The sequence below is a fragment of the Lentzea cavernae genome (assembly GCF_014653695.1).
Taxonomy (GTDB): Bacteria; Actinomycetota; Actinomycetes; order Mycobacteriales; family Pseudonocardiaceae; genus Lentzea; species Lentzea cavernae.
Genome location: NZ_BNAR01000006.1, coordinates 297,130 through 318,271, shown reverse-complemented (window position 1 = coordinate 318,271; position 21,142 = coordinate 297,130). Strand labels below are relative to the sequence as shown.

The 21,142-nt window shown below is 69.4% G+C and carries 22 protein-coding genes and 1 riboswitch; of the genes, 11 read left to right on the top strand and 11 right to left on the bottom strand.

The genetic code is table 11. The features are described 5' to 3' along the window. Positions 1-10 precede the first annotated feature (10 nt). The 5 genes from IE307_RS21780 to trxA form a co-directional block, all read right to left on the bottom strand. Positions 11-529 (bottom strand): VOC family protein, encoded by a 519-nt coding sequence (locus IE307_RS21780; protein WP_191300403.1) that lies wholly within the window; start codon positions 527-529, stop codon positions 11-13. 90 nt (positions 530-619) lie between these two features. Beyond that, complete coding sequence (locus IE307_RS21775; RefSeq protein WP_030476400.1) at positions 620-889, bottom strand: DUF4235 domain-containing protein; 270 nt, start codon at positions 887-889, stop codon at positions 620-622. Further along, positions 886-1,206 carry a DUF3618 domain-containing protein gene (locus IE307_RS21770; protein WP_191300400.1) on the bottom strand — a complete coding sequence of 107 codons (321 nt, stop codon included), beginning with the start codon at positions 1,204-1,206 and terminating at the stop codon, positions 886-888. Before IE307_RS21770 ends, IE307_RS21775 begins: the two co-directional genes overlap by 4 nt. Beyond that, positions 1,203-1,592: a phage holin family protein gene (locus IE307_RS21765; RefSeq protein WP_191300398.1), complete on the bottom strand. Its 390-nt coding sequence runs from the start codon at positions 1,590-1,592 to the stop codon at positions 1,203-1,205. Before IE307_RS21765 ends, IE307_RS21770 begins: the two co-directional genes overlap by 4 nt. A gap of 33 nt (positions 1,593-1,625) precedes the next feature. Then, positions 1,626-2,006, bottom strand: coding sequence for a thioredoxin (gene trxA / locus IE307_RS21760; RefSeq protein WP_191300396.1), 381 nt, complete (start codon positions 2,004-2,006; stop codon positions 1,626-1,628). A gap of 506 nt (positions 2,007-2,512) precedes the next feature. Between trxA and IE307_RS21755 the strand changes: the two genes are divergently transcribed. Genes IE307_RS21755 through IE307_RS21740 form a run of 4 tightly spaced genes read left to right on the top strand, consistent with a single transcriptional unit; the run spans position 2,513 to position 6,646 of the window. Next, positions 2,513-3,415 carry an ABC transporter substrate-binding protein gene (locus IE307_RS21755; RefSeq protein ID WP_191300394.1) on the top strand — a complete coding sequence of 301 codons (903 nt, stop codon included), beginning with the start codon at positions 2,513-2,515 and terminating at the stop codon, positions 3,413-3,415. Positions 3,416-3,422: 7 nt separating this feature from the next. After that, positions 3,423-4,235 carry an amino acid ABC transporter permease gene (locus IE307_RS21750; RefSeq protein WP_191300392.1) on the top strand — a complete coding sequence of 271 codons (813 nt, stop codon included), beginning with the start codon at positions 3,423-3,425 and terminating at the stop codon, positions 4,233-4,235. Then, positions 4,222-4,980 carry an amino acid ABC transporter ATP-binding protein gene (locus IE307_RS21745; protein WP_191300390.1) on the top strand — a complete coding sequence of 253 codons (759 nt, stop codon included), beginning with the start codon at positions 4,222-4,224 and terminating at the stop codon, positions 4,978-4,980. Before IE307_RS21750 ends, IE307_RS21745 begins: the two co-directional genes overlap by 14 nt. 1 nt (position 4,981) lies before the next feature. Further along, positions 4,982-6,646, top strand: a complete 1,665-nt coding sequence (locus IE307_RS21740; RefSeq protein ID WP_191300388.1) for an aminotransferase class V-fold PLP-dependent enzyme — start codon at positions 4,982-4,984, stop codon at positions 6,644-6,646. Here the strand turns inward: IE307_RS21740 and IE307_RS21735 are convergent. After that, complete coding sequence (locus IE307_RS21735) at positions 6,624-6,806, bottom strand: DUF397 domain-containing protein (protein ID WP_191300386.1); 183 nt, start codon at positions 6,804-6,806, stop codon at positions 6,624-6,626. The genes IE307_RS21740 and IE307_RS21735 overlap by 23 nt on opposite strands. Continuing rightward, positions 6,781-7,620, bottom strand: coding sequence for a helix-turn-helix domain-containing protein (locus IE307_RS21730; RefSeq protein WP_191300384.1), 840 nt, complete (start codon positions 7,618-7,620; stop codon positions 6,781-6,783). The genes IE307_RS21735 and IE307_RS21730 overlap by 26 nt, the downstream gene beginning before the upstream one ends. A gap of 241 nt (positions 7,621-7,861) precedes the next feature. Here IE307_RS21730 and IE307_RS21725 point away from each other — a divergent pair, with 241 nt between their 5' ends. The 6 genes from IE307_RS21725 to IE307_RS21700 all read left to right on the top strand — a co-directional run bounded on the left by IE307_RS21725 (position 7,862) and on the right by IE307_RS21700 (position 13,559). Then, on the top strand, positions 7,862-10,297 hold the full coding sequence (locus IE307_RS21725) for a pectate lyase-like domain-containing protein (RefSeq protein WP_373306031.1): 2,436 nt from the start codon (positions 7,862-7,864) through the stop codon (positions 10,295-10,297). Between the two features lie 55 nt (positions 10,298-10,352). Then, positions 10,353-10,535 (top strand): hypothetical protein, encoded by a 183-nt coding sequence (locus IE307_RS21720; RefSeq protein ID WP_191300382.1) that lies wholly within the window; start codon positions 10,353-10,355, stop codon positions 10,533-10,535. An 82-nt stretch (positions 10,536-10,617) separates the two neighbouring features. Further along, the gene (locus IE307_RS21715) at positions 10,618-10,998 is read left to right on the top strand and encodes a TIGR03618 family F420-dependent PPOX class oxidoreductase (protein ID WP_191300380.1); all 381 of its coding nucleotides are present in this window, start codon (positions 10,618-10,620) and stop codon (positions 10,996-10,998) included. Continuing rightward, positions 10,979-12,124 (top strand): precorrin-6y C5,15-methyltransferase (decarboxylating) subunit CbiE, encoded by a 1,146-nt coding sequence (cbiE, locus tag IE307_RS21710; RefSeq protein WP_229904948.1) that lies wholly within the window; start codon positions 10,979-10,981, stop codon positions 12,122-12,124. The genes IE307_RS21715 and cbiE overlap by 20 nt, the downstream gene beginning before the upstream one ends. Next, positions 12,121-12,861 carry a precorrin-4 C(11)-methyltransferase gene (gene cobM, locus IE307_RS21705; RefSeq protein WP_191300378.1) on the top strand — a complete coding sequence of 247 codons (741 nt, stop codon included), beginning with the start codon at positions 12,121-12,123 and terminating at the stop codon, positions 12,859-12,861. The genes cbiE and cobM overlap by 4 nt, the downstream gene beginning before the upstream one ends. After that, positions 12,858-13,559: a cobalt-precorrin-6A reductase gene (locus IE307_RS21700; RefSeq protein ID WP_191300376.1), complete on the top strand. Its 702-nt coding sequence runs from the start codon at positions 12,858-12,860 to the stop codon at positions 13,557-13,559. Before cobM ends, IE307_RS21700 begins: the two co-directional genes overlap by 4 nt. On the opposite strand, the gene IE307_RS21695 is transcribed toward IE307_RS21700, so the two are convergent. From IE307_RS21695 to IE307_RS21685, 3 genes are read right to left on the bottom strand one after another with little or no spacing between them, the layout of a single operon-like run. Next, the gene (locus tag IE307_RS21695) at positions 13,531-14,982 is read right to left on the bottom strand and encodes a precorrin-2 C(20)-methyltransferase (protein ID WP_191300374.1); all 1,452 of its coding nucleotides are present in this window, start codon (positions 14,980-14,982) and stop codon (positions 13,531-13,533) included. The two genes, IE307_RS21700 and IE307_RS21695, sit on opposite strands and share 29 nt — an antisense overlap. Further along, positions 14,979-15,599 carry a precorrin-8X methylmutase gene (locus IE307_RS21690; protein ID WP_191300372.1) on the bottom strand — a complete coding sequence of 207 codons (621 nt, stop codon included), beginning with the start codon at positions 15,597-15,599 and terminating at the stop codon, positions 14,979-14,981. Before IE307_RS21690 ends, IE307_RS21695 begins: the two co-directional genes overlap by 4 nt. After that, positions 15,596-16,720 carry a ferredoxin-like domain-containing protein gene (locus tag IE307_RS21685; RefSeq protein WP_191300370.1) on the bottom strand — a complete coding sequence of 375 codons (1,125 nt, stop codon included), beginning with the start codon at positions 16,718-16,720 and terminating at the stop codon, positions 15,596-15,598. The genes IE307_RS21690 and IE307_RS21685 overlap by 4 nt, the downstream gene beginning before the upstream one ends. 8 nt (positions 16,721-16,728) lie before the next feature. Beyond that, positions 16,729-16,864, top strand: a riboswitch (cobalamin riboswitch). A 35-nt stretch (positions 16,865-16,899) separates the two neighbouring features. Here IE307_RS21685 and cobN point away from each other — a divergent pair. After that, positions 16,900-20,466 (top strand): cobaltochelatase subunit CobN, encoded by a 3,567-nt coding sequence (gene cobN / locus IE307_RS21680; protein WP_191300368.1) that lies wholly within the window; start codon positions 16,900-16,902, stop codon positions 20,464-20,466. On the opposite strand, the gene IE307_RS21675 is transcribed toward cobN, so the two are convergent. After that, positions 20,427-21,104: a helix-turn-helix transcriptional regulator gene (locus tag IE307_RS21675; protein WP_191300366.1), complete on the bottom strand. Its 678-nt coding sequence runs from the start codon at positions 21,102-21,104 to the stop codon at positions 20,427-20,429. The two genes, cobN and IE307_RS21675, sit on opposite strands and share 40 nt — an antisense overlap. Positions 21,105-21,142 lie beyond the last annotated feature (38 nt).

Below are 21,142 nucleotides of genomic sequence, written 5' to 3'. Positions count from 1 at the left end.
GACTCCGCTCTCAGTTGATCAGTGTCGTGCATTCGAACTCGCCGAGTTCTTCCCGGTAGAACTCAATCCCTACACCGTTGGGGTCGCGGATGTACAGGCTGTCCTCGACGCCGCGGTCGGGGCCCAGGTACTCGAGTCCGGCCTCGTCCAGCTTGGACTTGATCTCGTCGAACCGCTCGGGTGAGGTCGAGAGGGCCAGGTGCTGAACGGCGCCGATCGTCTCGGAGAACGGCGGGTGGTCGTGGCCCGGGAAGTCGAAGAACCCCAGCAGGTTCTTGGACCCGAGGTCGAAGAAGAAGTGGCTGGAGCCGTTGTAGTCGCGGTTCTCGACGAGCTCGACCAGCGGGAATCCGAGGAACTCCTGGTAGAACCGAATGGTCTCCTCGACGTCCTTGCAGATCAAGGCGATGTGGTGGACGCCCCTGGTGGGCGAGCCGCCGCGGTCGGCGAGCGGCTTCACGTAGCGTTCGCGCAGCTCATCGCGCTTGGCTCGGATGGCGGCGAGCTCTTCACCCTCTGGCTGTGGCATGCCCACGAGGGTAGTTGATCGTTCAAACGTTCGCAGGATCAGACGCCGACGCCCGGCCCGCGAACGGGCCGGGCGTCCGGATCGGCGTCGTCAGTCCTCCTCGTCACCGGGCCATTCACCGGTGAGCTTCTGGAAGCCCTTGGCGCCGCCGCGGTCGATCGCGGCCTTCACCAGTCCGAAGATGGCGCCCTGGATGGCCGCGGCCATCAGCACCTCGGTCCAGGCGCGGTTGCGCATCGTCGCGCTCGGCGCTTCCTTGTCGCCCGCGACGAGCTTCCAGATCTGGCCGAAGATCGCGGTGGCGAGGAAACCTCCCAGCGCACCGAACAGCATGCCCAGGGGGCGGTAGAGCAGCTTCATCGGTTCCTCCTCGAGATCGCCCAGATGGCGACGATCAACGCGATCAGCGCGGCGGCGATGGCGCCGGGGTGGCGGCGCGCCTTCTCGACCTGCGCCGCGACGGGGTCGGGCAGCGAGTCGATGGCCTGGTTGGTCGCGGCGGTCATCCGCACGACCGTCTCCTGCGCCTGCTCCTTCACGCGGTCGGCCGTCTCCTGCGCCTGCTCCTTGACACGGGCGGGCACGTCGACCTTGTGCGCCAACGCTTCCACGGTCTCGCCGAGCTCACGCCGGGTGCGCTCGACGTCGCGCTGCAGCTGGTCCTTGGGATCGGTCATCGGTGCGCACTCTCCTTGATCGTCGCGATGTCCTGCTGGACGTTGTCCATCGCCTGCCGCGGCACCGGCGGAGCGGCCTGCTTGACCTGCCCCTTGCCCACGAGCGCGAAAACGCCCGCGAACACCAGAAGGGCGGCCGCGACGATCAACGCGGCCGCCCACGGCGGTACTACGAGAGCCAGCAGCAGGATCAGGCCCGCGACGACGCTGAGCCCACCCCACCACGCGAACACGCCGGCCACGCCGAACATCCCGGCGCCGACACCGGCGTGCTTGCCCTTGTCCTTGAGCTCGGCGACGGCGAGACGGATCTCATCGCGCGCGAGCCTGCTCACCTGCTCGGACAGCTGGCTCACCAGCTGTGCGGTCGACGTGTCGGTGTTCATGCACGTCAGATACCCACAGGTGCGCTACGTCAATCAGCCCTGCTGGGCCTGGGCCTCCGCGACCTTCGCGTGGACCTCTTCCATGTTCACCTCGCGTGCCTGCTGGATCAGGTCGTCCAGCGCCGGAGCGGGCAGCGCACCGGGCTGCGAGAACAGCACCACGCCCTCGCGCACGATCATCAGCGTCGGGATCGACCGGATGCCGAACGTGGCCGCGAGCTCCTGCTGCGCCTCCGTGTCGACCTTGCCGAACACGACGTCCTCGTTCTTGTCCGACGCGGCTTCGTAGGTGGGTCCGAACGCGCGGCACGGGCCGCACCACTCGGCCCAGAAGTCGACCAGGACGATGCCGGAGCCGTCGGAGTCGCCGACCACCTCGTCGAAGTTCTCCTTGGTCAGCTCGACCGTCGCCATGTTGGTCCTCCTCGTTTTCTGGGGGCACTCCCTCCAACGGAGCAGGCCTCGATGGAATTCCCCGGGCACGTTCCGGTGTGGCCCGACCAACAGGACGTTCGGCTGAGATCATGCCGTCGTGCGCACTCCGGAAGCGATCTTGCGGGGCACCTGCGGGGCGCTCCCGGCTGCCTCAACGCCTCCCTGCTGCACCTGGGTTCGGTGTACTCGGCCACCCCGCCACCCCGCGGCCGCCGCGTTCGTGGCCGCGCCCCTCGACGACCCGCGCGTGAGCGTGCCGTGCGAGAGCGTCGCGCTGACCTTTGCCCACCGAACGGGACGCGCTGAGCGCTCTGCTCCAGTCGGGCCTCGGGTCGCCTGGCGCGATCTCAACTTTTTGTGGATGCCTTCAACGACCTGTTCACGCAGGTCCGGCGGCATGTCCGGACCACGGCCGGTGACCTGCCCGAATTGGTTGGTTCAACTTTTTGTGGACGGCTTCAACTCGGCGTTGTACGGTCCCCGCCATGATGCCGCGCCTGCTCGTGACCTCGCTGCTCGTGTTGGGGCTCGCCGCCTGCGGGTCCACGTCCGACCCCGCTCAGACGTCCACGCCCCCGTCCTCCGACCTGGGCTCGGTCCAGAAGGACGACAAGCTCGCCGCACTGCTGCCGCCCGAGATCGCCTCGGCCGGCACGTTGAAGGTCGGGTCGAACATCCAGAACCCGCCGAACAACTTCTACGACCAGGACGGCAAGACCCCGATGGGGTCCGAGGTCGACCTGATCAAGGCGATCGCCGCCAAGCTCGGGCTCAAGGCCGAGCACAGCGACATGGCCTTCAGCTCGTTGATCACGAGCCTCGAGACCGGCCGCGTCGACGTGACGATGGCCGCGATGAACGACACCGCCGAGCGTCAGCAGAAGATCGACTTCGTCGACTACTTCACCTCCGGCATCACGATCATGGTGCAGAAGGGCAACCCGCAGGGCGTCAAGTCCGTCGAGGACCTGTGCGGCAAGGGCATCGCGGTGAACCTGGGCAGCTCGCAGGAGCTGTTCGCCAAGGAGCAGAGCGCCAAGTGCGTGGCCGCGGGCAAGGCCGAGGTGACGCTGAGCGTCACCGACAGCGACACCGGCAACCAGAACCAGCTGCGCACCGGCCGCGTCGCCGCGATCCTCAACGACCTGCCGACCGCCGTGTACGTCGCGAAGACCGCCGGTGACGGCCAGTACTTCGAGGTCGTGCCGCTCGCGCCGATCAACGGTGGCCCGTACGGCATCGGTGTCGCGAAGAAGAACGCCAAGCTGTCCGAGGCGATCAAGGGCGCGCTGCAGGCGCTGATCGACGACGGCACCTACGAGAAGATCGTCACCACCTGGGACATCAAGCAGGGTGCGATCGCGAAGGCCGCCATCAATGGCAAGTGACACCCGCATGAACGACGTTCGTGAGGAACTGGTCGTCGTGCCGCTGCGCCACCCCTGGCGGTGGGTCAGCGGCACGGTGATCGTGCTGCTGCTCGCCGCTCTGGGCTGGGCGATGTCCGAGGCCCAGATCCAGTGGGAGGACGTGCCGGGGTTCTTCACGCACCCCGTGATGTTCGAAGGCCTGCTCAACACCATCGTGCTCGCCCTCGCCGCGCAGGGCGGCGCGATCGTCCTCGGTGTCGTCGTGGCGCTGATGAGGTTGTCGGCGAACCCCGTCGCGCGGTGGTTCGCGGTCGGCTACATCTGGCTGTTCCGCGGCCTGCCGGTGCTGCTGCAGATCCTGATCTGGTTCAACCTCGCGCTGGTGTTCCAGAACATCAGCATCCCCGGCCTGTTCTCCGTGCCCACCAACCTGGTCATGACGACGTTCGTCGCGGCCCTGCTCGGCCTGGGCCTCAACGAGAGCGCCTACATGGCCGAGATCGTCCGCGCGGGCCTGAGCAGCGTCGACGAGGGGCAGACCGAGGCGGCCAAGTCGATCGGCATGACGCCGATGACGACGCTCCGGCGAGTCGTGCTGCCCCAGGCGATGCGGGTGATCATCCCGCCGACGGGCAACAACTTCATCAACATGATCAAGGGCACGTCGATGGCGTCGGTGATCGCCTTCACGGAGCTCGTGCACGCCGCGAACAACATCTCCTCGCGGAACCTGGAGATCATGGAAACCCTGTTCGCCGCCGCGGCCTGGTACCTCGTGATGGTGTCCATCGCGTCGATCGGGCAGCACTACCTGGAGCGTGCTTATGGCCCTCGTTGAGGCGATCGGTGTCCGCAAGTCGTTCGGCCACACCGAGGTGCTCAAGGGCATCGACATGGAGGTCGAGCGCGGCGAGGTCGTGTGCCTGCTCGGCCCCTCGGGCGCCGGCAAGTCGACGTTCCTGCGCTGCGTGAACCACCTGGAGACCATCGACGCCGGCCGCATCTGGGTCGACGGCGTGCCCGTCGGGTTCCGGGCGTCCGGCGGGAAGCTCCACGAGCTGCGCGAACGCGACGCCGCGCACCAGCGGCGCGACGTCGGGATGGTGTTCCAGCGGTTCAACCTGTTCCCGCACCGCACGGCGCTGGAGAACATCATGGAGGGCCCCGTCCAGGTGCTCGGGCGCCGCAAGGCCGAGGTCGGCGCGGAGGCGCTGGCCCTGCTGGAACGGGTCGGCCTGGCCGAGAAGGCCTCCGCCTACCCCGGCCAGCTCTCGGGCGGTCAGCAGCAACGTGTCGCGATCGCACGCGCCCTGGCGATGAAGCCCAAGCTGATGCTGTTCGACGAGCCCACGTCCGCGTTGGACCCGGAGCTGGTCGGCGAGGTGCTCGACGTGATGACCTCGCTGGCCCGCGACGGCATGACGATGATCGTGGTCACCCACGAGATCGGCTTCGCCCGCTCGGTCGCCGACCGCGTGGTGTTCCTCGTCGACGGCGCGGTGGTGGAGTCCGGCACGCCGTCGGACGTGCTGGACGATCCGCAGCAGCCGCGCACGCGACAGTTCCTCGCAAAGGTGCTCTGAGTTGATCGACGCCTCGTACCTCGCCCAGTTCCGCGAACCGGAGGGGTATCTCGACTTCGCCCGCTTCGGCCCACCGTCGTTGGCCGTGGTGACGGCCACCTCTCGCCTGATGGAACAGTCCTCGCTCGCCGGTCCGTCCACAGTGGACACCCTGATGCGCGAGGAGCAACGGGTGAAGGCTGCCGTCGCGCGCCTCTGCCGTTCGGACACCGACCACGTCGCTCTGGTCCCGAACACGTCGGTCGGCCTGTTCCAGGCCGCCTTCGGACTCTCGGGCACCGTCATGTACTCGGCCGCGGAGTTCCCGTCCAACACCTATCCGTGGGTGCGGGCGGGCCTCCCGTCGGTCGTCCTCGACGGCCCGGTGCACCCCGCGGCCGTGGCGAACGCGCTGACCCCCGAGGTCTCCGCCCTGTCGGTGTCCGCTGTGGACTTCCGCACCGGCTACCGCGCCGACCTGGCCGCACTGCGCGAGGCCGTGGGCGACCGTCTGCTGATCGTGGACGGCATCCAGGGCTTCGGCGTCGTCGACGAGCCCTGGGAACTGGCCGACGTGCTCGTGGTCGGCGGCCAGAAGTGGCTGCGGGCGGGCTGGAGCACCGGTTTCGTCGTGCTGTCGGACCGCGCCCTGGAACGCCTGTCGCCGGTGCTGTCCGGCTGGACCGGCGCCGTGGACGCGGGCCTGTTCGACGACTCGGTGCACGCCGCCGCCCCGGACGCCGCCTCCTGGAACATCACGAACCTCTCCCCGGTCGTCTCCGGCGCCTTCGCGGAGGCGCTGGAACTCCTCGAGCTGGCAGGCGTTGCGGAGATCGACGACGCCGTGGCCGAGATCGTCGCGGAGGCCGAGGAGATCGTGCTGTCGAGCGGCGGCAAGATCGTCTCCGCTCGCGAGCGCCGCGCGGGCATCCTGGCGTTCACCATGCCCGAGGCCGCCTCGGTCGTCGGGGAGGCGTTGAACGCCTTCGGGATCACCGCCACGATCCGCCCGGAGCACGTTCGCCTCTCCCCGCACGCCACCACCTCGCGCGGCACGCTGGAGCGGTTGCGGTCCGCTCTGAAGTCGTTGTCCGGCGCGGCGTCCTCCCCGATCCCGGCGGCGCTGTCGGCACTGGTGCCCACCATCGACAGCCTCGCCTCGGCACTGGGCCCGGACACCGAGGTCGTCGTGCACGACCTGTCCCGCCTGCCGAACTCGATCATCGCGATCGCCGGCTCGCTGACCGGACGCCAGGTGGGCGGCCCGATGACGGACCTGCTGCTGGGCCTGGTCCGCCGTGGCACCACCACCGACATGCCCGGCTACGAGACCTACGCCCCCGACGGCCGCGCGATCTGGTCGTCGACGACGTTCGTTCGCGACGCGGCCGGCATCGCCGTGGGCTGCCTGTGCGTCAACAAACTCGCCGCCCACGAGGCCTCGGGTCCGGTGGAGTCGTTCCCGCAGGACGTGGACACGCTGCAGCGCGTGCTGGTCGAGAAGGCCATCGCCGACGTCGGCGTGCCCGTCGAACTGATGAAGAAGGTGCACAAGTCGCAGGTCGTCCGAGTGCTGGACGAGGCGGGCTTCTTCCTCATCCGCGACTCGGTCGACCACCTGGCGGGCGTCCTGGAGGTCACCCGCTACACGATCTACAACTACCTCAACGAGAACCGAGGAACCTGAGCAGGTTCCGCCAGGCGGGGACCGAGAACGCGAGCACGTCGCCGCTCGCGTTCTTCGAGTCCCGGACGAGTGCGTTGTGGGTCAACGACACCTCGACGCACTCGCCGTCCTCGGTGCCGTCGCTGTAGCTGCTCTTACGCCAGGTGCGGTCCTGAGTCATCGAGTCCCTCTCGCGGTCGGCTGACGTACTCCGCCAGCTTGCTCCGCGATTGTTCCGCACTCAAGGCGACTTCATCCAGGCGGTCGAAGAGGAGCCTGGTTCGCGCGATCGCCCCCGGATCCTGGACGAACACCTTCGCGAGGTTGGTCTCGCTGAAGACGATCGGTCGAGATTTCTCGTACTCCCACAGCACACAACCCGTGGCGGCCATGGGCGCGTCGGCGGACACGATCCGGATGGTGTGCGTGTCGAACAGCAGCCGGGCGTACTGGTCCTCCATGATCGCGCTGCTCCCGACTTGGAGTTGGAGGGCGTGCTCATGGATGTAGAACACGCAAGTCGGCCGATCGTGTCGGCGGAGAATCGTTTGGCGGTCGGTCCGGAACTGGACGAGTGCCGGGATGCGCTCCTCCGTCACGACTCCGGTCATCCGGTACAGCCCATCGGCGTACTCCGGGATCTGGACCAAGCCTGGTATGGACTGCGGTGAGTAGCTCGTGATTCCCGTGGCGGTGGACTCGGCCATCGCGACCGTGCGGAGGTTGCCCGACACCTGCACGATGTACTCGTCGAAGGCGTACTGGTAGCGGCGCCTGAAGTCGTTGACGAAGTCGATGTCCTTGCCGCACATGGACAAGTACTGGATCAGGTCGATCTCGCTGGCGCGTGCCTTGCCGTGCTCGACGGTCGAGACCTTGCTCGGGTCCCAGCCCAGCTTCTCGGCGAGCTTGTTGCCGCTCAGGCCGGTGCAGGTCTCGCGCAGACGCCGGAGCTCGTCGCCCAGGTCCCTGCTGTACGCGGTGGAGGGAGTCATGCGTCGACGCTATGGGTTGTATTCACTACAAGCAGGTGCTCGTTCGGGTGAAAACAAACTGGCGCCGGGAAGCTTTCGTGAAACTTGCATCTTCCCTCATCGTCATCTCAGCTTTACCGTTCCAGGTGTGAGAGCGCTCTCAAAGACGAGATGGCGGCGAGGACTTGCCGCCGTAGCGATTGCCCTGTCGTCATTGGCGACGGTCGAGGCCGCGTACGCGGCCGACGACTACACGCAGAACGTGACCGCGATCGACGCGACTCAAGCCAGGATCAACTTCACGCCGACGACCCCTGCTGTCTACGTCGACGTGCACTACCTGATCTCCGGCCAATCCCAGCAGAACTTCCGCATGACCAACAACGCCGGGACCTGGCAGAAGACCGTCGGGTCGCTGTCGTCCGGCACGGTGATCGACTACTGGTTCACCTACGAGAAGAGCGGCCCGCAGTACGACACGCCGCACTTCACCTACACCCACCAGGGTGCGGTGCAACCGGTGGCGACGCCGACGTTCAGCCCGCCCGGCGGTACCTACTCGTCGGCGCAGAACGTCACGATCTCGACGTCCACCTCGGGCGCGACGATCCGCTACACGGTCGACGGATCGACACCGACCACGAGCTCGCCGGTCTACAGCGGGGCGATTTCGGTCCCCAGCAACAGGACCGTCAAGGCGATCGGCATCAAGTCGGGGCAGCCGAACTCGGCTGTGGGCAGCGCGTCGTACGTGATCGGCACGCCGGTCGCGACGCCGACGTTCAGTCCGCCGGGTGGTGCCTACGCGTCCGCGCAGACGGTGACGATCTCCACGGCGACGAGCGGTGCGACGATCCGGTACACAGTGGACGGTTCGACGCCGACGACGAGCTCGCCGGTCTACAGCGGGCCGATCTCCGTGTCCAGCAACAGGACCGTCAGCGCGATCGGCATCAAGTCCGGTCTCGCGAACTCGGCCGTGGCCAGCGCGACGTACACGATCGGGACGCAGCAGGGATGTGTGCAGTCGGACAACCCGAACTTCGGGCCGAACACGCGCGTCTTCGACCCGAGCATGTCGGCGACGAGCATCCAGGCGCAGCTCGACACCGACTTCAACAACCAGAAGGACACGCTGACCGCGCAGATGGCGCCGCGGCGGGTCGCGCACCTGTTCAAGCCGGGCACGTACAACGGCATCCACGACGACGTCGGCTACTACACGTCGGTGTCGGGACTGGGTCGCAACCCCGGTGACGTGGTGATCAACGGTGACATCACCGTCGACGCGTTCAACGAGTCCGACAAGGGCGTGGCGCTGCAGAACTTCTGGCGCTCCGCCGAGAACATGGCGGTCGTCCCGAGCAGCGGCACCAACCGGTGGGCCGTCGCGCAGGCGGCGCCGTTCCGCCGCATGGACGTCCGCGGCAACCTGGCGCTCTACCCGGCGTCGTACGGCTTCGCGAGTGGTGGCTACACGGCCGACACCCGCGTGTCCGGTCAGACCGCGTCGGTCTCGCAGCAGCAGTGGTACACGCGCGACACCAACTACGGCAGCTGGAACGGCGGCGTGTGGAACATGGTGTTCTCCGGAACGCCGGGCGCGCCCGCGACCACGTTCCCGACGCCCCCGTCGACGAACCTGGCGACCACGCCGATCTCGCGCGACGTGCCGTACCTGTACCTCGACGGCAACCAGTACCGGGTGTTCCTGCCCTCGTTGCGCACCAACGCCTCCGGTGCGTCGTGGCTCAACGGCGGCACGCCCGGCACCTCGCTGCCGATGAGCCAGTTCTACGTCGTGAAGTCCGGTGACACGGCCGCCACGATCAACGCGGCCCTGGGCCAGGGCTGCAACCTGTTCTTCACACCCGGCATCTACAACGTCAACCAGACGATCAACATCACGCGGCCCAACACCGTCGTGCTGGGCATCGGCTACGCGACGATCGTGCCGCAGAACGGCGTCACCGCGATGCAGGTCGCGGACGTCGACGGCGTGCGGATCAAGGGCATCCTGTTCGACGCCGGCACCACCCTGTCGAACTCGCTGCTGACCGTCGGGCCCGCGGGCTCCTCGGCCTCGCACGCGTCCAATCCGACCACGCTGCAGGACGTGTTCTTCCGCGTCGGCGGCGCAATCGCGGGCAAGGCGACCAACAGCCTGGTCGTCAACAGCCACAACACGATCATCGACCACAGCTGGATCTGGCGCGCCGACCACGGCAACGCCGGAACCTGGGGCTGGGACGAGGCGATCGGGGACACCGGCCTGGTGGTCAACGGCAACGACGTGCTGGCCACCGGCCTGTTCGTCGAGCACTACCAGAAGTACCAGGCGATCTGGAACGGCGAACGCGGGCGGACCATCTTCTTCCAGAACGAGATGCCGTACGACGTGCCGAACCAGGCGACCTGGAACAGGCCGAACGGGCAGGCCGGATGGGCTGCCTACAAGGTCGGTGACAACGTCACCACGCACGAGGCGTGGGGGCTCGGCAGCTACTGCTTCTTCAACGTCAACCCGTCCGTGCGGGCCGAGAACGCGTTCGAGGTGCCCAACCGGTCCGGCGTGAGGTTGCACAACCTGCTGACCGTGTCGCTCAACTACCAGGGAACGATCACCCACGTGGTGAACAACGTGGGGGCGGTGACACCGCCGGGCACCGTGCCGGTGAACGTCGTCAGCTACCCGTAGTCACACGCCGGTGATACGGCCCGTCACCTCAGGTGGCGGGCCGTATTCTCGTCCGGTGAGCTGGACGACGACCATCTCCCGGATCATCGAGGTGGCCGACGGGTTCGTGGAACTGCTGGACGGCACGTTCCCCGCCGACCCGCCGGGCGGCGCCTGGTTCCTGGGCAACGGCGAGGGCTGGGCCGTGATGCCCCTGCACGCGGATGCGTTGAACAGGCCGCGGTTCGCCTGCCGCTGAGGGCCGTATTCGTGATCGCGCGGCATCGGTCGCGGTCCAGCCGATTTCGTGTCGGGCGCCCGGCATTGCGATGATGCGTGCCATGTCGATCGACCGCGGTGCCGAGTTCGCCGAGTTCTGGACCGAGCGGCACCTGTGCACGCTGTCCACCGTCCGTCCCGACGGGACTCCGCACGTGGTGCCCGTCGGGGTCACGCTCGACGCCGAGGCCGGCATCGCGCGGATCATCACCTCCGGCGCGTCGTGGAAGGTCCGGCACGTCCGCGAGGCCGGGTACGCCGCGGTGTGCCAGGTGGACGGTCGGCGTTGGTCCACCTTGGAGGGTGTGGCCGTGGTGCGCGACGACGTGGAATCCGTGCGCGAGGCCGAGCGGCGCTACGCCCTGCGGTACAGGAAGCCCCGGGTCAACCCGGAACGCGTCGTCATCGAGATCCAGGTGAAGCGTGTCACCGGCACCGTCTGACGTCGTGGTCGTCGGCATCGGCGCCGACGGGTGGGACGGGCTGTCGCCGGCCGCTCGCCAGGCTGTTTCCGGCTCGCGCGTGCTCATGGGGTCGCAGCGGCAGCTCGACCTGGTGCCGGGGGAGTTCGAGCGGGTGGCGTGGCCGTCTCCGCTGGTACCGGCGTTGCCCGCGTTGTTCGAGAAGTACCGGGACGTGTGCGTTCTGGCGTCGGGTGACCCGATGTTCCACGGCATCGGCACGACTTTGGTGCGGCTGCTGGGCGATCGGGTGCACGTCGTTCCGCACCCCTCCTCCGTGTCGCTGGCCTGCGCGCGGCTCGGGTGGGCGTTGAACGAGGTCGAGGTCGTGTCCCTGGTGGCGCGGTCGGCCGACCTGCTACGCCCCGTGTTGACGCCGGGACGGCGCGTGCTCGTGCTCGGTGGTGACCCGGAGACCGTGACGGCCATGGCCGGTGAGATCACTGTGCTCGAACAGCTAGGTGGGCCCGCCGAGCGGGTTTACCCTTGGTCCGGGCAGGACTCGGACCCGTTGTGCGTGATCGCGATCGAGTACGGCGGGAGCGCTCTCTCACGGGTTCCCGGTCTGCCTGACGACGTGTACGAATCCGATGGCCAGCTGACGAAGCGAGAGGTGCGGGCTATTTCGCTGTCGAGATTGGCGCCGCTGCCCGGGCAGCTGCTCTGGGACGTGGGGGCGGGGTCGGGTTCCATCGCGATCGAGTGGGCGCGCACGCATCCGACGTGCCGGGCGATCGCCGTCGAGCAGTCCGCCGAACGCGCAGAGCGAATCGCTGGTAACGCTGCGTCTCTGGGTGTGCCGGGTGTGGAGGTCCACATCGGACGCGCGCCGGAGGTGTTGGAGGGGCTGGAGAAGCCCGACGCGATCTTCATCGGCGGCGGTGTGACCGTGCCCGGTCTGCTGCAGGCCTGTTGGGACGCGCTGGCGTCCGGTGGTCGTTTGGTCGTCAACGCCGTGACGCTCGAGTCCGAGGCCGTTGTCGCGCAGTGGTACGCGCGGCTCGGCGGTGACCTGGTGCGGATCGCGGTGAACCGCGGGTCGCCCGTCGGCAAGTTCACCGGGTGGCGGCCGCACATGCCCGTGACGACGTGGAGCGTGACGAAGTGACCGTGCACTTCATCGGGGCCGGGCCTGGTGCGGCCGACCTGATCACGGTGCGGGGGCGGTCGCTGATCGAGTCGTCGCCGGTCTGCCTGTACGCGGGTGCGCTGGTGCCGGTGGAGCTGCTGAACTTCTGCCCCGCGGGGGCGCGCAAGGTCGACACGGCGTCGCTGACGCTGGACGAGATCGTGGCCGAGCTCGTCGCCGCGTCGGAGCAGGGACTGGACGTCGCCCGGCTGCACTCCGGCGATCCGTCGGTGTTCAGCGCGATGGCCGAGCAGATGCGCCGGCTGGACGCGTTGGAGATCGACTACGACGTGACGCCCGGAGTGCCGGCCTTCGCGGCCGCGGCGGCGTCGTTGCAGCGCGAGCTGACGGTGCCCGGTGTCGGGCAGACGGTGATCCTGACGCGGACCTCGCAGCGCGCGACGCCGATGCCCGAGGGTGAGGACCTGGACACGTTGGGTCGCAGCCACGCGACTCTGGTGCTGCACCTGGCCGTGCAGCGGATCGCCGACGTCGTGGCGGAACTGGTGCCGAACTACGGGCGGGACTGCCCGGTCGCGGTCGTCGCCTACGCGTCCCGTGAGGACGAGGTCGTGCTGCGCGGGACGTTGGACGACATCGCCGCGCAGGTCGGAGCCGCCGGGATCAAGCGGACCGCGGTGATCGTCGTCGGGCAGGTGCTGGGAGCGACGCAGTTCCCGGACAGCCACCTGTACTCGGCCGCCAGGGTTCGATGATCCTGATCCTCGGGGGAACGGGGGAGGCGCGGGAACTCGCGTCCCGCGTACCGGCCGTCTCCTCGCTCGCGGGACGGGTCAGCGCGCCTCGTCTCCCCGTCGGCGAGGTCCGGATCGGGGGGTTCGGCGGAGTCGACGGGCTCGTGCGGTGGTTGCGCGACAACGATGTCCACGCCGTCGTCGACGCCACGCACCCGTTCGCGCGGCAGATCACCGCGAACGCCTTCGAAGCCTGTTCCCAGGTCGGCGTGCCGTTCCTCGTCCTGCGACGGCCGGGGTTCACGCCCGCGGACGGCTGGCGGTGGGTGGACGGCGTTGCCGAGGCCGCGCGCGATCTGCCGGGGGAGCGGGTGTTCCTGACGACCGGGCGGCAGGACCTCGCGGAGTTCGCCGCGTGCCCGCAGTGGTTCCTCGCGCGGATGGTCGAGCCGCCGGAACCGCCGATGCCGCACCGGATCGAGGTGCTGCTGTCGCGCGGTCCGTTCACCGTGGACGGTGAGCTGGAGCTGATGCGGTCGCGGGAGATCGACGTCCTCGTCACCAAGGACAGCGGTGGCTCGATGACGTCGGCCAAGCTCGAAGCCGCGCGTCAGCTCGGGGTGCCGGTCGTGGTCGTGCGCCGGCCACCGCTCCCGCCAGCGGAAACAGTGGCCGACGTCGACGCCGCCGTCAGGTGGTTGGGTACCGCCGGGGCGTGAAGACGACGCCCTGGGGCGTCACGACCGTCTGCGACGAGCCGATGATCAGCAGGCAGCGCATGTCGATCGTGGCCGGGTCGAGGGCGCCGAGCGTGAGCACGCGGATCTCCTCCTCCGGCCCGCCGACGTCGCGTCCGACGACGACCGGGGTCTCCTGGGAGCGGTGCCGCAGCAGGACGTCGCGCATGTCCGCGACCTGGTGCGTGCGGGCCTTGGACGCCGGGTTGTAGATCGCGATGACCAGGTCGGCCTTGGCGGTGGCCTCCAGGCGTTCGGCGATGACGTCCCACGGCTTGAGCCTGTCGCTCAACGAGATCACCGCGTAGTCGTGCCCGAGCGGTGCTCCCGCCTTGGCCGCCACGGCGTTCGCCGCCGTGACGCCGGGGATGACGCGCACCGGCACGTCCGCGGACTCGGCCGCGACCTCGAGCACCGCGGTGGCCATCGCGAAGACGCCGGGGTCACCCGAGGACACGACGGCGACCCGCGCGCCCTTGCGCGCCAGGTCCAGCGCGAAGGCCGCGCGTTCGGACTCGACCTGGTTGTGCGAGGAGTGCCGCTGCTGGCCGGGGCGCTGCGGAACGCGGTCCAGGTAGGTGCTGTAGCCGACCAGTTCGTCGGCGGCCTCCAGTTCCTGGCGGGCTTCCGGGGTGAGCCAGTCGCGCGAGCCCGGCCCGAGGCCGACGACCACGACCTCGCCCTTCGGCTTGGCGGGCTTGGACCGGCTCGGCAGCACGGCGATCGAGAAGTACGGGACGGTCTCGGGGTCGACGTCGGCCAGTGGCGACATCTTCTCCCGCCCGGTGGTGGCGCGCTCGACGTACCAGGCGCCCTCGAGCCGCCCGGACGCTTCGAGGGCGGCGCGGACGTTGCCGAAGGTGCGGCCCAGCTTGAGGATCGCGGCGCAGTCGGTGTCGGCCAGGCGGGACGCGAGCTCGGCGGGCGGCAGCGTGCCGGGAAGGATCGTGAGGACCTCGTCGCGTTCGACGAGCGGGGTGCCGAGGACCGCCGACGCGCCGCTCACGGACGTGACGCCGGGGACGACCTCCCACTCGTAGCGGTCGGCCAGGCGTTTGTGCATGTGCATGTAGGAGCCGTAGAAGAACGGGTCCCCGGCGGCCAGCACCACGACGTTGCGGCCCGCGTCGAGGTGTGCGGCCAGCTTGGCGGCGGCCTCCTCGTAGAAGGCGTCGATCTCACCCTGGTAGTCGTCCGACTCCTCGGTCGTGACCGGGTAGACGAGCTGTTCGATCACCTGGCCGTTGCGGAAGTACGGCGCCGCGGTGGTCTTCGCGACCGATTTGCCGTGCCGCGCGCTGTGGAACGCGATGACGTCGGCCTCGGAGATAAGCCGCGCGGCCTTGACCGTCACGAGTTCCGGGTCGCCGGGACCCACACCGACGCCGTAGAGCTTGCCCGTCATTCTTCCTCGCTCGCGATCGCGTTGATGGCCGCCGCCGTCATGGCACTGCCGCCGCGCCGGCCTCGCACCACGAGGTGCTCCAGATCCGTTGCGGCCAAAGCTTCCTTGGACTCCGCGGCCCCGATGAAGCCGACCGGGATGCCCAGGACCGCCGCGGGCCGCGGGGCTCCGGCGGCGATCAGGTCGAGGAGGTGGAACAACGCCGTGGGGGCGTTGCCGATCGCGATCACCGCGCCGCCGAACCGGTCCGCGAGCAGCTCGAGCGCGGCGGCGCTGCGCGTGTTGCCGATCTCCCGCGCCCGCGCCGGGGTGCGCGGGTCCTGCAGGTAGCACAGGACTTCGTTGTCCTTCGGCAGCCGCCGGCGGGTCACGCCGGACGCGACCATGTTGGCGTCGCACAGGATCGGCGCGCCCGCCTGCAGGGCCGCGCGGGCGTCGCGCACGACGTTCGCGGAGAACCCCACGTCGGCGGGCAGGTCGGTCATGCCGCACGCGTGGATCATGCGGACGACGACTTTCGCGACGTCGTCGGGAAACCCGGTGAGGTCCGACTCCGCGCGGATGGTGGCGAAGGACTGGCGGTAGATCTCCGCCCCGTCCCTGATGTACTGCGTCAACGGATCTCCTCGTAGCCGTCGCCGGTGGCGACGAACTCGATCACTTCGCCCGCGGGACGGCCGCAGCGGCGGGCACAACCCGACCAGTGCACCGCGCCCGGACTGTCGGACCTGCTCCCTAGAATTGAAATTGGGGGTACCCGGCCCGGCACGTGTGTGTGGTGCGCCGTATCGGCTCGTGCGGGCTCATCGGTCCGTAGGTGCTCATTGACCCGTGGGGGCGCATCCACCCAAGCGCGCGCGTCGGCGCGCACGTCGGAGAGCGACTTCGCGCAGCCGGGGCGTCCGGTGCAGGCGCTGACGCCGTGCCAGGGGGAGTCCGGGTCGGTGATGAGGCCGGACGTGTCGGTGCCGGCGGGCACGACCAGGCTGCGCCACGGCGTGAGGCGCAGGGCGACACCGGGGAGCTGGTCCGCGTCCAACCGCCCGAGTGGGACCCCTGGTGTCAAAGGTGAAGGTGCGACAGGAGTCACAGCCGGGGCGATCCGCGGGGCGTCGGAAGTGCCGAAGTGTGCGGTGATCTTTCGCACACCGTCGTCCACTTCGGACAGGCGCCAGGCCGGGCCGCGCAGCTGCTGGAAGAGGCGGGCCGCAGTCACCACGGCGTCGACGGGGTCGGTCACGCGGACGCCCGTGTCGGTTCCCGCCAGGAGGAGGACCCACGTCTCCGCACGGGCCCTGACCAGCCCGAAGTCGCCGCTCAGGCCGCTCACCGCGTGCCCCACCGTGAGCAGGAACCTGCCCGGCAGCGCGGCCAGCGCGGGGTCCGCGCACAGGGCCGCGTCGATCTCGTCGACCAGCCCCTGCTCGTCCTCCAGCGGTGCCGCGATGATGTTGCGGATCCGCTCGTGCGAGGCCGACGGCAGCAGGCCCGCCGCGGCCAGGCGCGCGCCCAGTTCGACGCCGTCCGCGAGGCCCCTGATCTGGAGGTTCGCCCGCGAAGTCAGTTCCACTGAACCGTTTCCGAGCTCGGCGGCCGCGACCCGCACGACGTCCCACTGAGCAGCGGAAAGGGTGCCGCCCGGCACCCGGATGCGCGCCAGCCCGCCGTCAGCCGCGGCATGCAGCTCGACGGCGCCGGGGCAGGCATCCGGGTGACCCCGATAAATCCCTCTGGGCATAGGTCGGACTGTAACCCGCCCGTTAGGGTGAGCCCGAACGACGAAGCGCAGGAGGAAGCCGGTGTGAATCCGGCGCGGTCCCGCCACTGTGACCAGCGAACAACCGCTGGGAGTCAGGAACTCTGCTTCGCCAGTCACCCGCAACCTGGGGCGCGGACCCCACGAGGGATGGAGCCTGCGTGATCCTGCTGCTGTCGACCTCCGACACCGACCTGCTGTCGGCGCGCGCGAGCGGTGCCGACTACCGGCTCGGCAACCCGTCGCGCACCCATACCGACGACCTTCCCGGCCTCGTGGACGGCGTCGACCTGGTCCTCGTGCGCATCCTCGGCGGCCGCCGGATGTGGGAGGAGGGCCTCGACTGGCTGCTGGCGGCCGGGCTGCCCGTGGTGGTGCTCGGCGGTGAGATGCAGCCGGACGCCGCGCTGATGGAACTGTCGACGGTGCCCGGAGGCGTGTGCGCGGAGGCGCACCTCTACCTCGCGCACGGCGGTCCGGCGAACCTCACCGAGCTGCACAAGTTCCTCTCCGACACGGTCCTGCTGACCGGTCACGGCTTCGAGGCGCCCGCCGCCACCCCGAGCTGGGGCGTGCTGGAGCGGGAGAGCGTTCCCGAGCAGGGCCCGACGGTCGCGGTCCTCTACTACCGCGCGCACCACGTCGCCGGGAACACGGCGTTCGTCCACGCCCTGTGCGACGCGATCGAGGCCAAGGGCGGCAGGCCCCTGCCGGTCTACTGCTCCTCGCTGCGCACCGCCGAGCCCGAGCTGCTCGACACGCTGCGCCAGGCCGACGCGCTGGTCGTGACGGTCCTCGCGGCCGGGGGCACGAACCCCGCCAAGGCCTCCGCCGGTGGTGACGACGACGCGTGGGACGTCGGCGCGCTGGCGGCGCTCGACGTGCCGATCCTGCAGGGGCTGTGCCTGACGTCCAGCCGCGAGACGTGGGACTCCAACGACGACGGACTGTCTCCTTTGGACACCGCGACGCAGGTCGCGATCCCGGAGTTCGACGGCCGGATCATCACCGTTCCGTTCTCCTTCAAGGAGATCGATTCCGACGGTCTCACGGTCTACGTCGCCGACCCGGAACGGGCGCTGCGCGTCGCGGGCATCGCCGTGCGGCACGGCAGGCTGCGCCACATTCCGGTCGCCGACCGCAAGGTCGTCGTGATGCTGTCGGCGTACCCGACCAAGCACTCCCGCATCGGCAACGCGGTCGGGCTCGACACGCCCGCGTCGACCGTGCGGCTGCTGAAGGCCATGCGGGAGCACGGGTACGACATCGGCACCGAGCTGCCGGGCGTCGACGAGCTCGACGGCGACAAGCTGATCCACGCGCTGATCGCCGCCGGTGGCCAGGACGCCGACTGGCTCACGCAGGAGCAGTTCGAGAGCAACCCGATCCGCATCGCCGCGGCCGACTACCGCGAGTTCTACGAGACGCTGCCCGACGACTTCCGCGAGTCGATGCGGGAGCACTGGGGCGAGGCGCCGGGCACGCTCTTCGTCGACCACTCCAAGTCGAAGGACGGCGAGATCGTGCTGGCCGCGCTGCGGTCCGGCAACGTCGCGGTGATCGTCCAGCCGCCGCGCGGGTTCGGCGAGAACCCCATCGCGATCTACCACGACCCCGACCTGCCGCCGTCGCACCACTACCTCGCGGCCTACCGGTGGGTCGAGTCGAACTTCGGCGCGGACGCCGTGGTGCACGTCGGCAAGCACGGCAACCTGGAGTGGTTGCCGGGCAAGACCGTCGGCATGTCGGCGTCCTGCGGCACGGACGCGGCGCTCGGCGACCTGCCGCTGATCTACCCGTTCCTCGTCAACGACCCCGGTGAGGGCACGCAGGCCAAGCGCCGCGCGCACGCCACGCTGGTCGACCACCTCGTCCCGCCGATGGCCCGCGCCGACAGCTACGGCGACATCGCGCGCCTGGAGCAACTGCTCGACGAGTACGGGAACATCTCCGCGATGGACCCGGCCAAGGTGCCGGCGATCCGCGCGCAGATCTGGACGCTGATCAAGGCCGCCAAGCTCGACCACGACCTGGGGCTCGACGACCGGCCGCACGACGCGGAGTTCGACGAGTTCATCCTGCACGTCGACGGCTGGCTGTGCGAGGTCAAGGACGTCCAGATCCGCGACGGCCTGCACATCCTCGGCGAGGCGCCGACCGGCTCCGTTCGCGTCAACCTCGTGCTCGCGATGTTGCAGGCGCGGCAGATGTGGGGCGGTCAGGTCGCCGCGCTGCCCGGCCTGCGCGAGGCTCTCGGCCTCACCACCACGGGCCGTGAAGACGTTGACGCCGTTGAGGAAGAGGCCCGCGCGCTCGTCCAGGCGATGGAGGACGCGGGCTGGGACCGTTCCGCCGCGGCGGGTCTGCACGAGTCGGTGGACGTGCAGAAGATCCTGGAGTTCGCGGCCGTCGAGGTCGTGCCCCGGCTTGCGCGCACCACGGACGAGATGACGAACGTCCTGCACGCGCTGGACGGCGGCTACATCCCGGCCGGCCCGTCAGGTTCTCCGTTGCGCGGGCTGGTGAACGTGCTGCCGACCGGCCGCAACTTCTACTCGGTCGACCCGAAGGCCATCCCGTCGCGGCTCGCGTGGGAGACCGGCCAGGCGATGGCCGACTCGCTGCTCGCCCGCTACCGCGACGAGAACGACGGCGAGTGGCCGCCGTCGGTCGGCCTGTCGGTCTGGGGCACGTCCGCGATGCGCACCGCCGGCGACGACATCGCCGAGGTGTTCTCGCTGCTCGGCGTGCGCCCGGTGTGGGACGACCAGTCCCGTCGCGTCACCGGCCTCGAGGTGATCTCGCTCGAGGAGCTGGACCGGCCGCGCGTCGACGTCACGATCCGCATCTCCGGCTTCTTCCGGGACGCCTTCCCGCACGTGGTGTCGATGTTGGACGACGCGGTGCAGCTGGTGGCCGCGCTGGACGAGCCGGCGGAGCACAACTTCGTGCGGGCGCACATGCTCCAGGACCTGGAGGAGCACGGCGACCAGCGTCGCGCCACGTTGCGCGTCTTCGGTTCCAAGCCGGGCGCGTACGGCGCGGGCGTGCTGCCGTTGATCGACAGCCGCAACTGGCGCGACTCCTCCGACATCGCCGAGGTCTACGCGGTGTGGGGCGGGTACGCCTACGGCCGCGGGGTCGACGGCATCGCCGCACGCGCGGACATGGAGTCGTCGTACCGCAGGATCGCGGTGGCGGCCAAGAACATCGACACCCGCGAGCACGACATCGCCGACTCGGACGACTACTTCCAGTACCACGGCGGCATGGTCACGATGGTGAAGGCGTTGACGGGCAAGGCGCCCGCCGCGTACGTCGGGGACAGCACCCGCCCGGAGGCGGTCCGCACCCGCACCCTGACCGAGGAGACCTCGCGCATCTTCCGCGCCCGCGTGGTGAACCCGCGCTGGATCGGGGCGATGCGCAACCACGGGTACAAGGGCGCGTTCGAGCTGCAGGCGACGGTCGAGTACCTGTTCGGCTACGACGCCACCACCGGTGTCGTCGCGGACTGGATGTACGAGAAGCTCACCGAGAGCTACGTGCTCGACCCGGAGACCCGGAAGTTCCTGCAGACGTCGAACCCCTGGGCGTTGCACGGCATCGCCGAGCGCCTGCTGGAAGCGGCCGAGCGCAAGATGTGGGAGCACCCGGAGGAGTCCACTTTGGACGCGCTGCGGGCGGCCTACCTGGAGACCGAGGGCGAGCTCGAGGACGGCGCCTGATCGAGCCGGACGCAGCAGTGACCTGACGACGGGTCGAGGCGGGCGGACACCCCGTTCGCCTCGATGCCGTCCAGCAGGCCGCTGACCAGGCACAGGTTCATGCCGCACACCAGTTGCGCGTGCCGCCGCGCCAGGCTGTGGAACGGGCAGTTGCCCAGCAGGATCGAGCCGCCGTCGGCCCGCGGTTCGAAACCCAGGCCCGCCAACGCATCGACGACATCGCCTCCCGCGGACGTGGCGAGGTCCGCGCCCCACTCGTAGGCGCGCCGGTTGAGGACCTCGCGCGCCGGTTCGCCCGTGCTCTCCGCCTCCACCAGCGCGTCGGTGAGCAGGTGGCTCGCCGCCTCGTACCGGCGGTCGGGCAGCGACACCTCGATCTGCTCCTCGGAGCGGCAGTAGAGCTTGGCCGGCCGCCCGGCCCCGGGACCGCTGCGCCCCGACCGGCGGTGGCGCACCACTGTGAGCAGGCCCATCTCGACCAGCTTGTCGAGGTGGAACGCGGCCGTGGTGCGGGGCAGCGCGACGGCCTGCGCCGCCTCGTCCTTGCTGATGGGCGAGGTCTGGCGCACCACGAAGTCGTAGAGCCTGCGGCGGTTCGGTTCGTCGAGGGCGGCGACGGCGGAGACGGGGTCTGCCATCTCTAAAACCTACTCTTGTTGACTAAATTCGGCCAGCG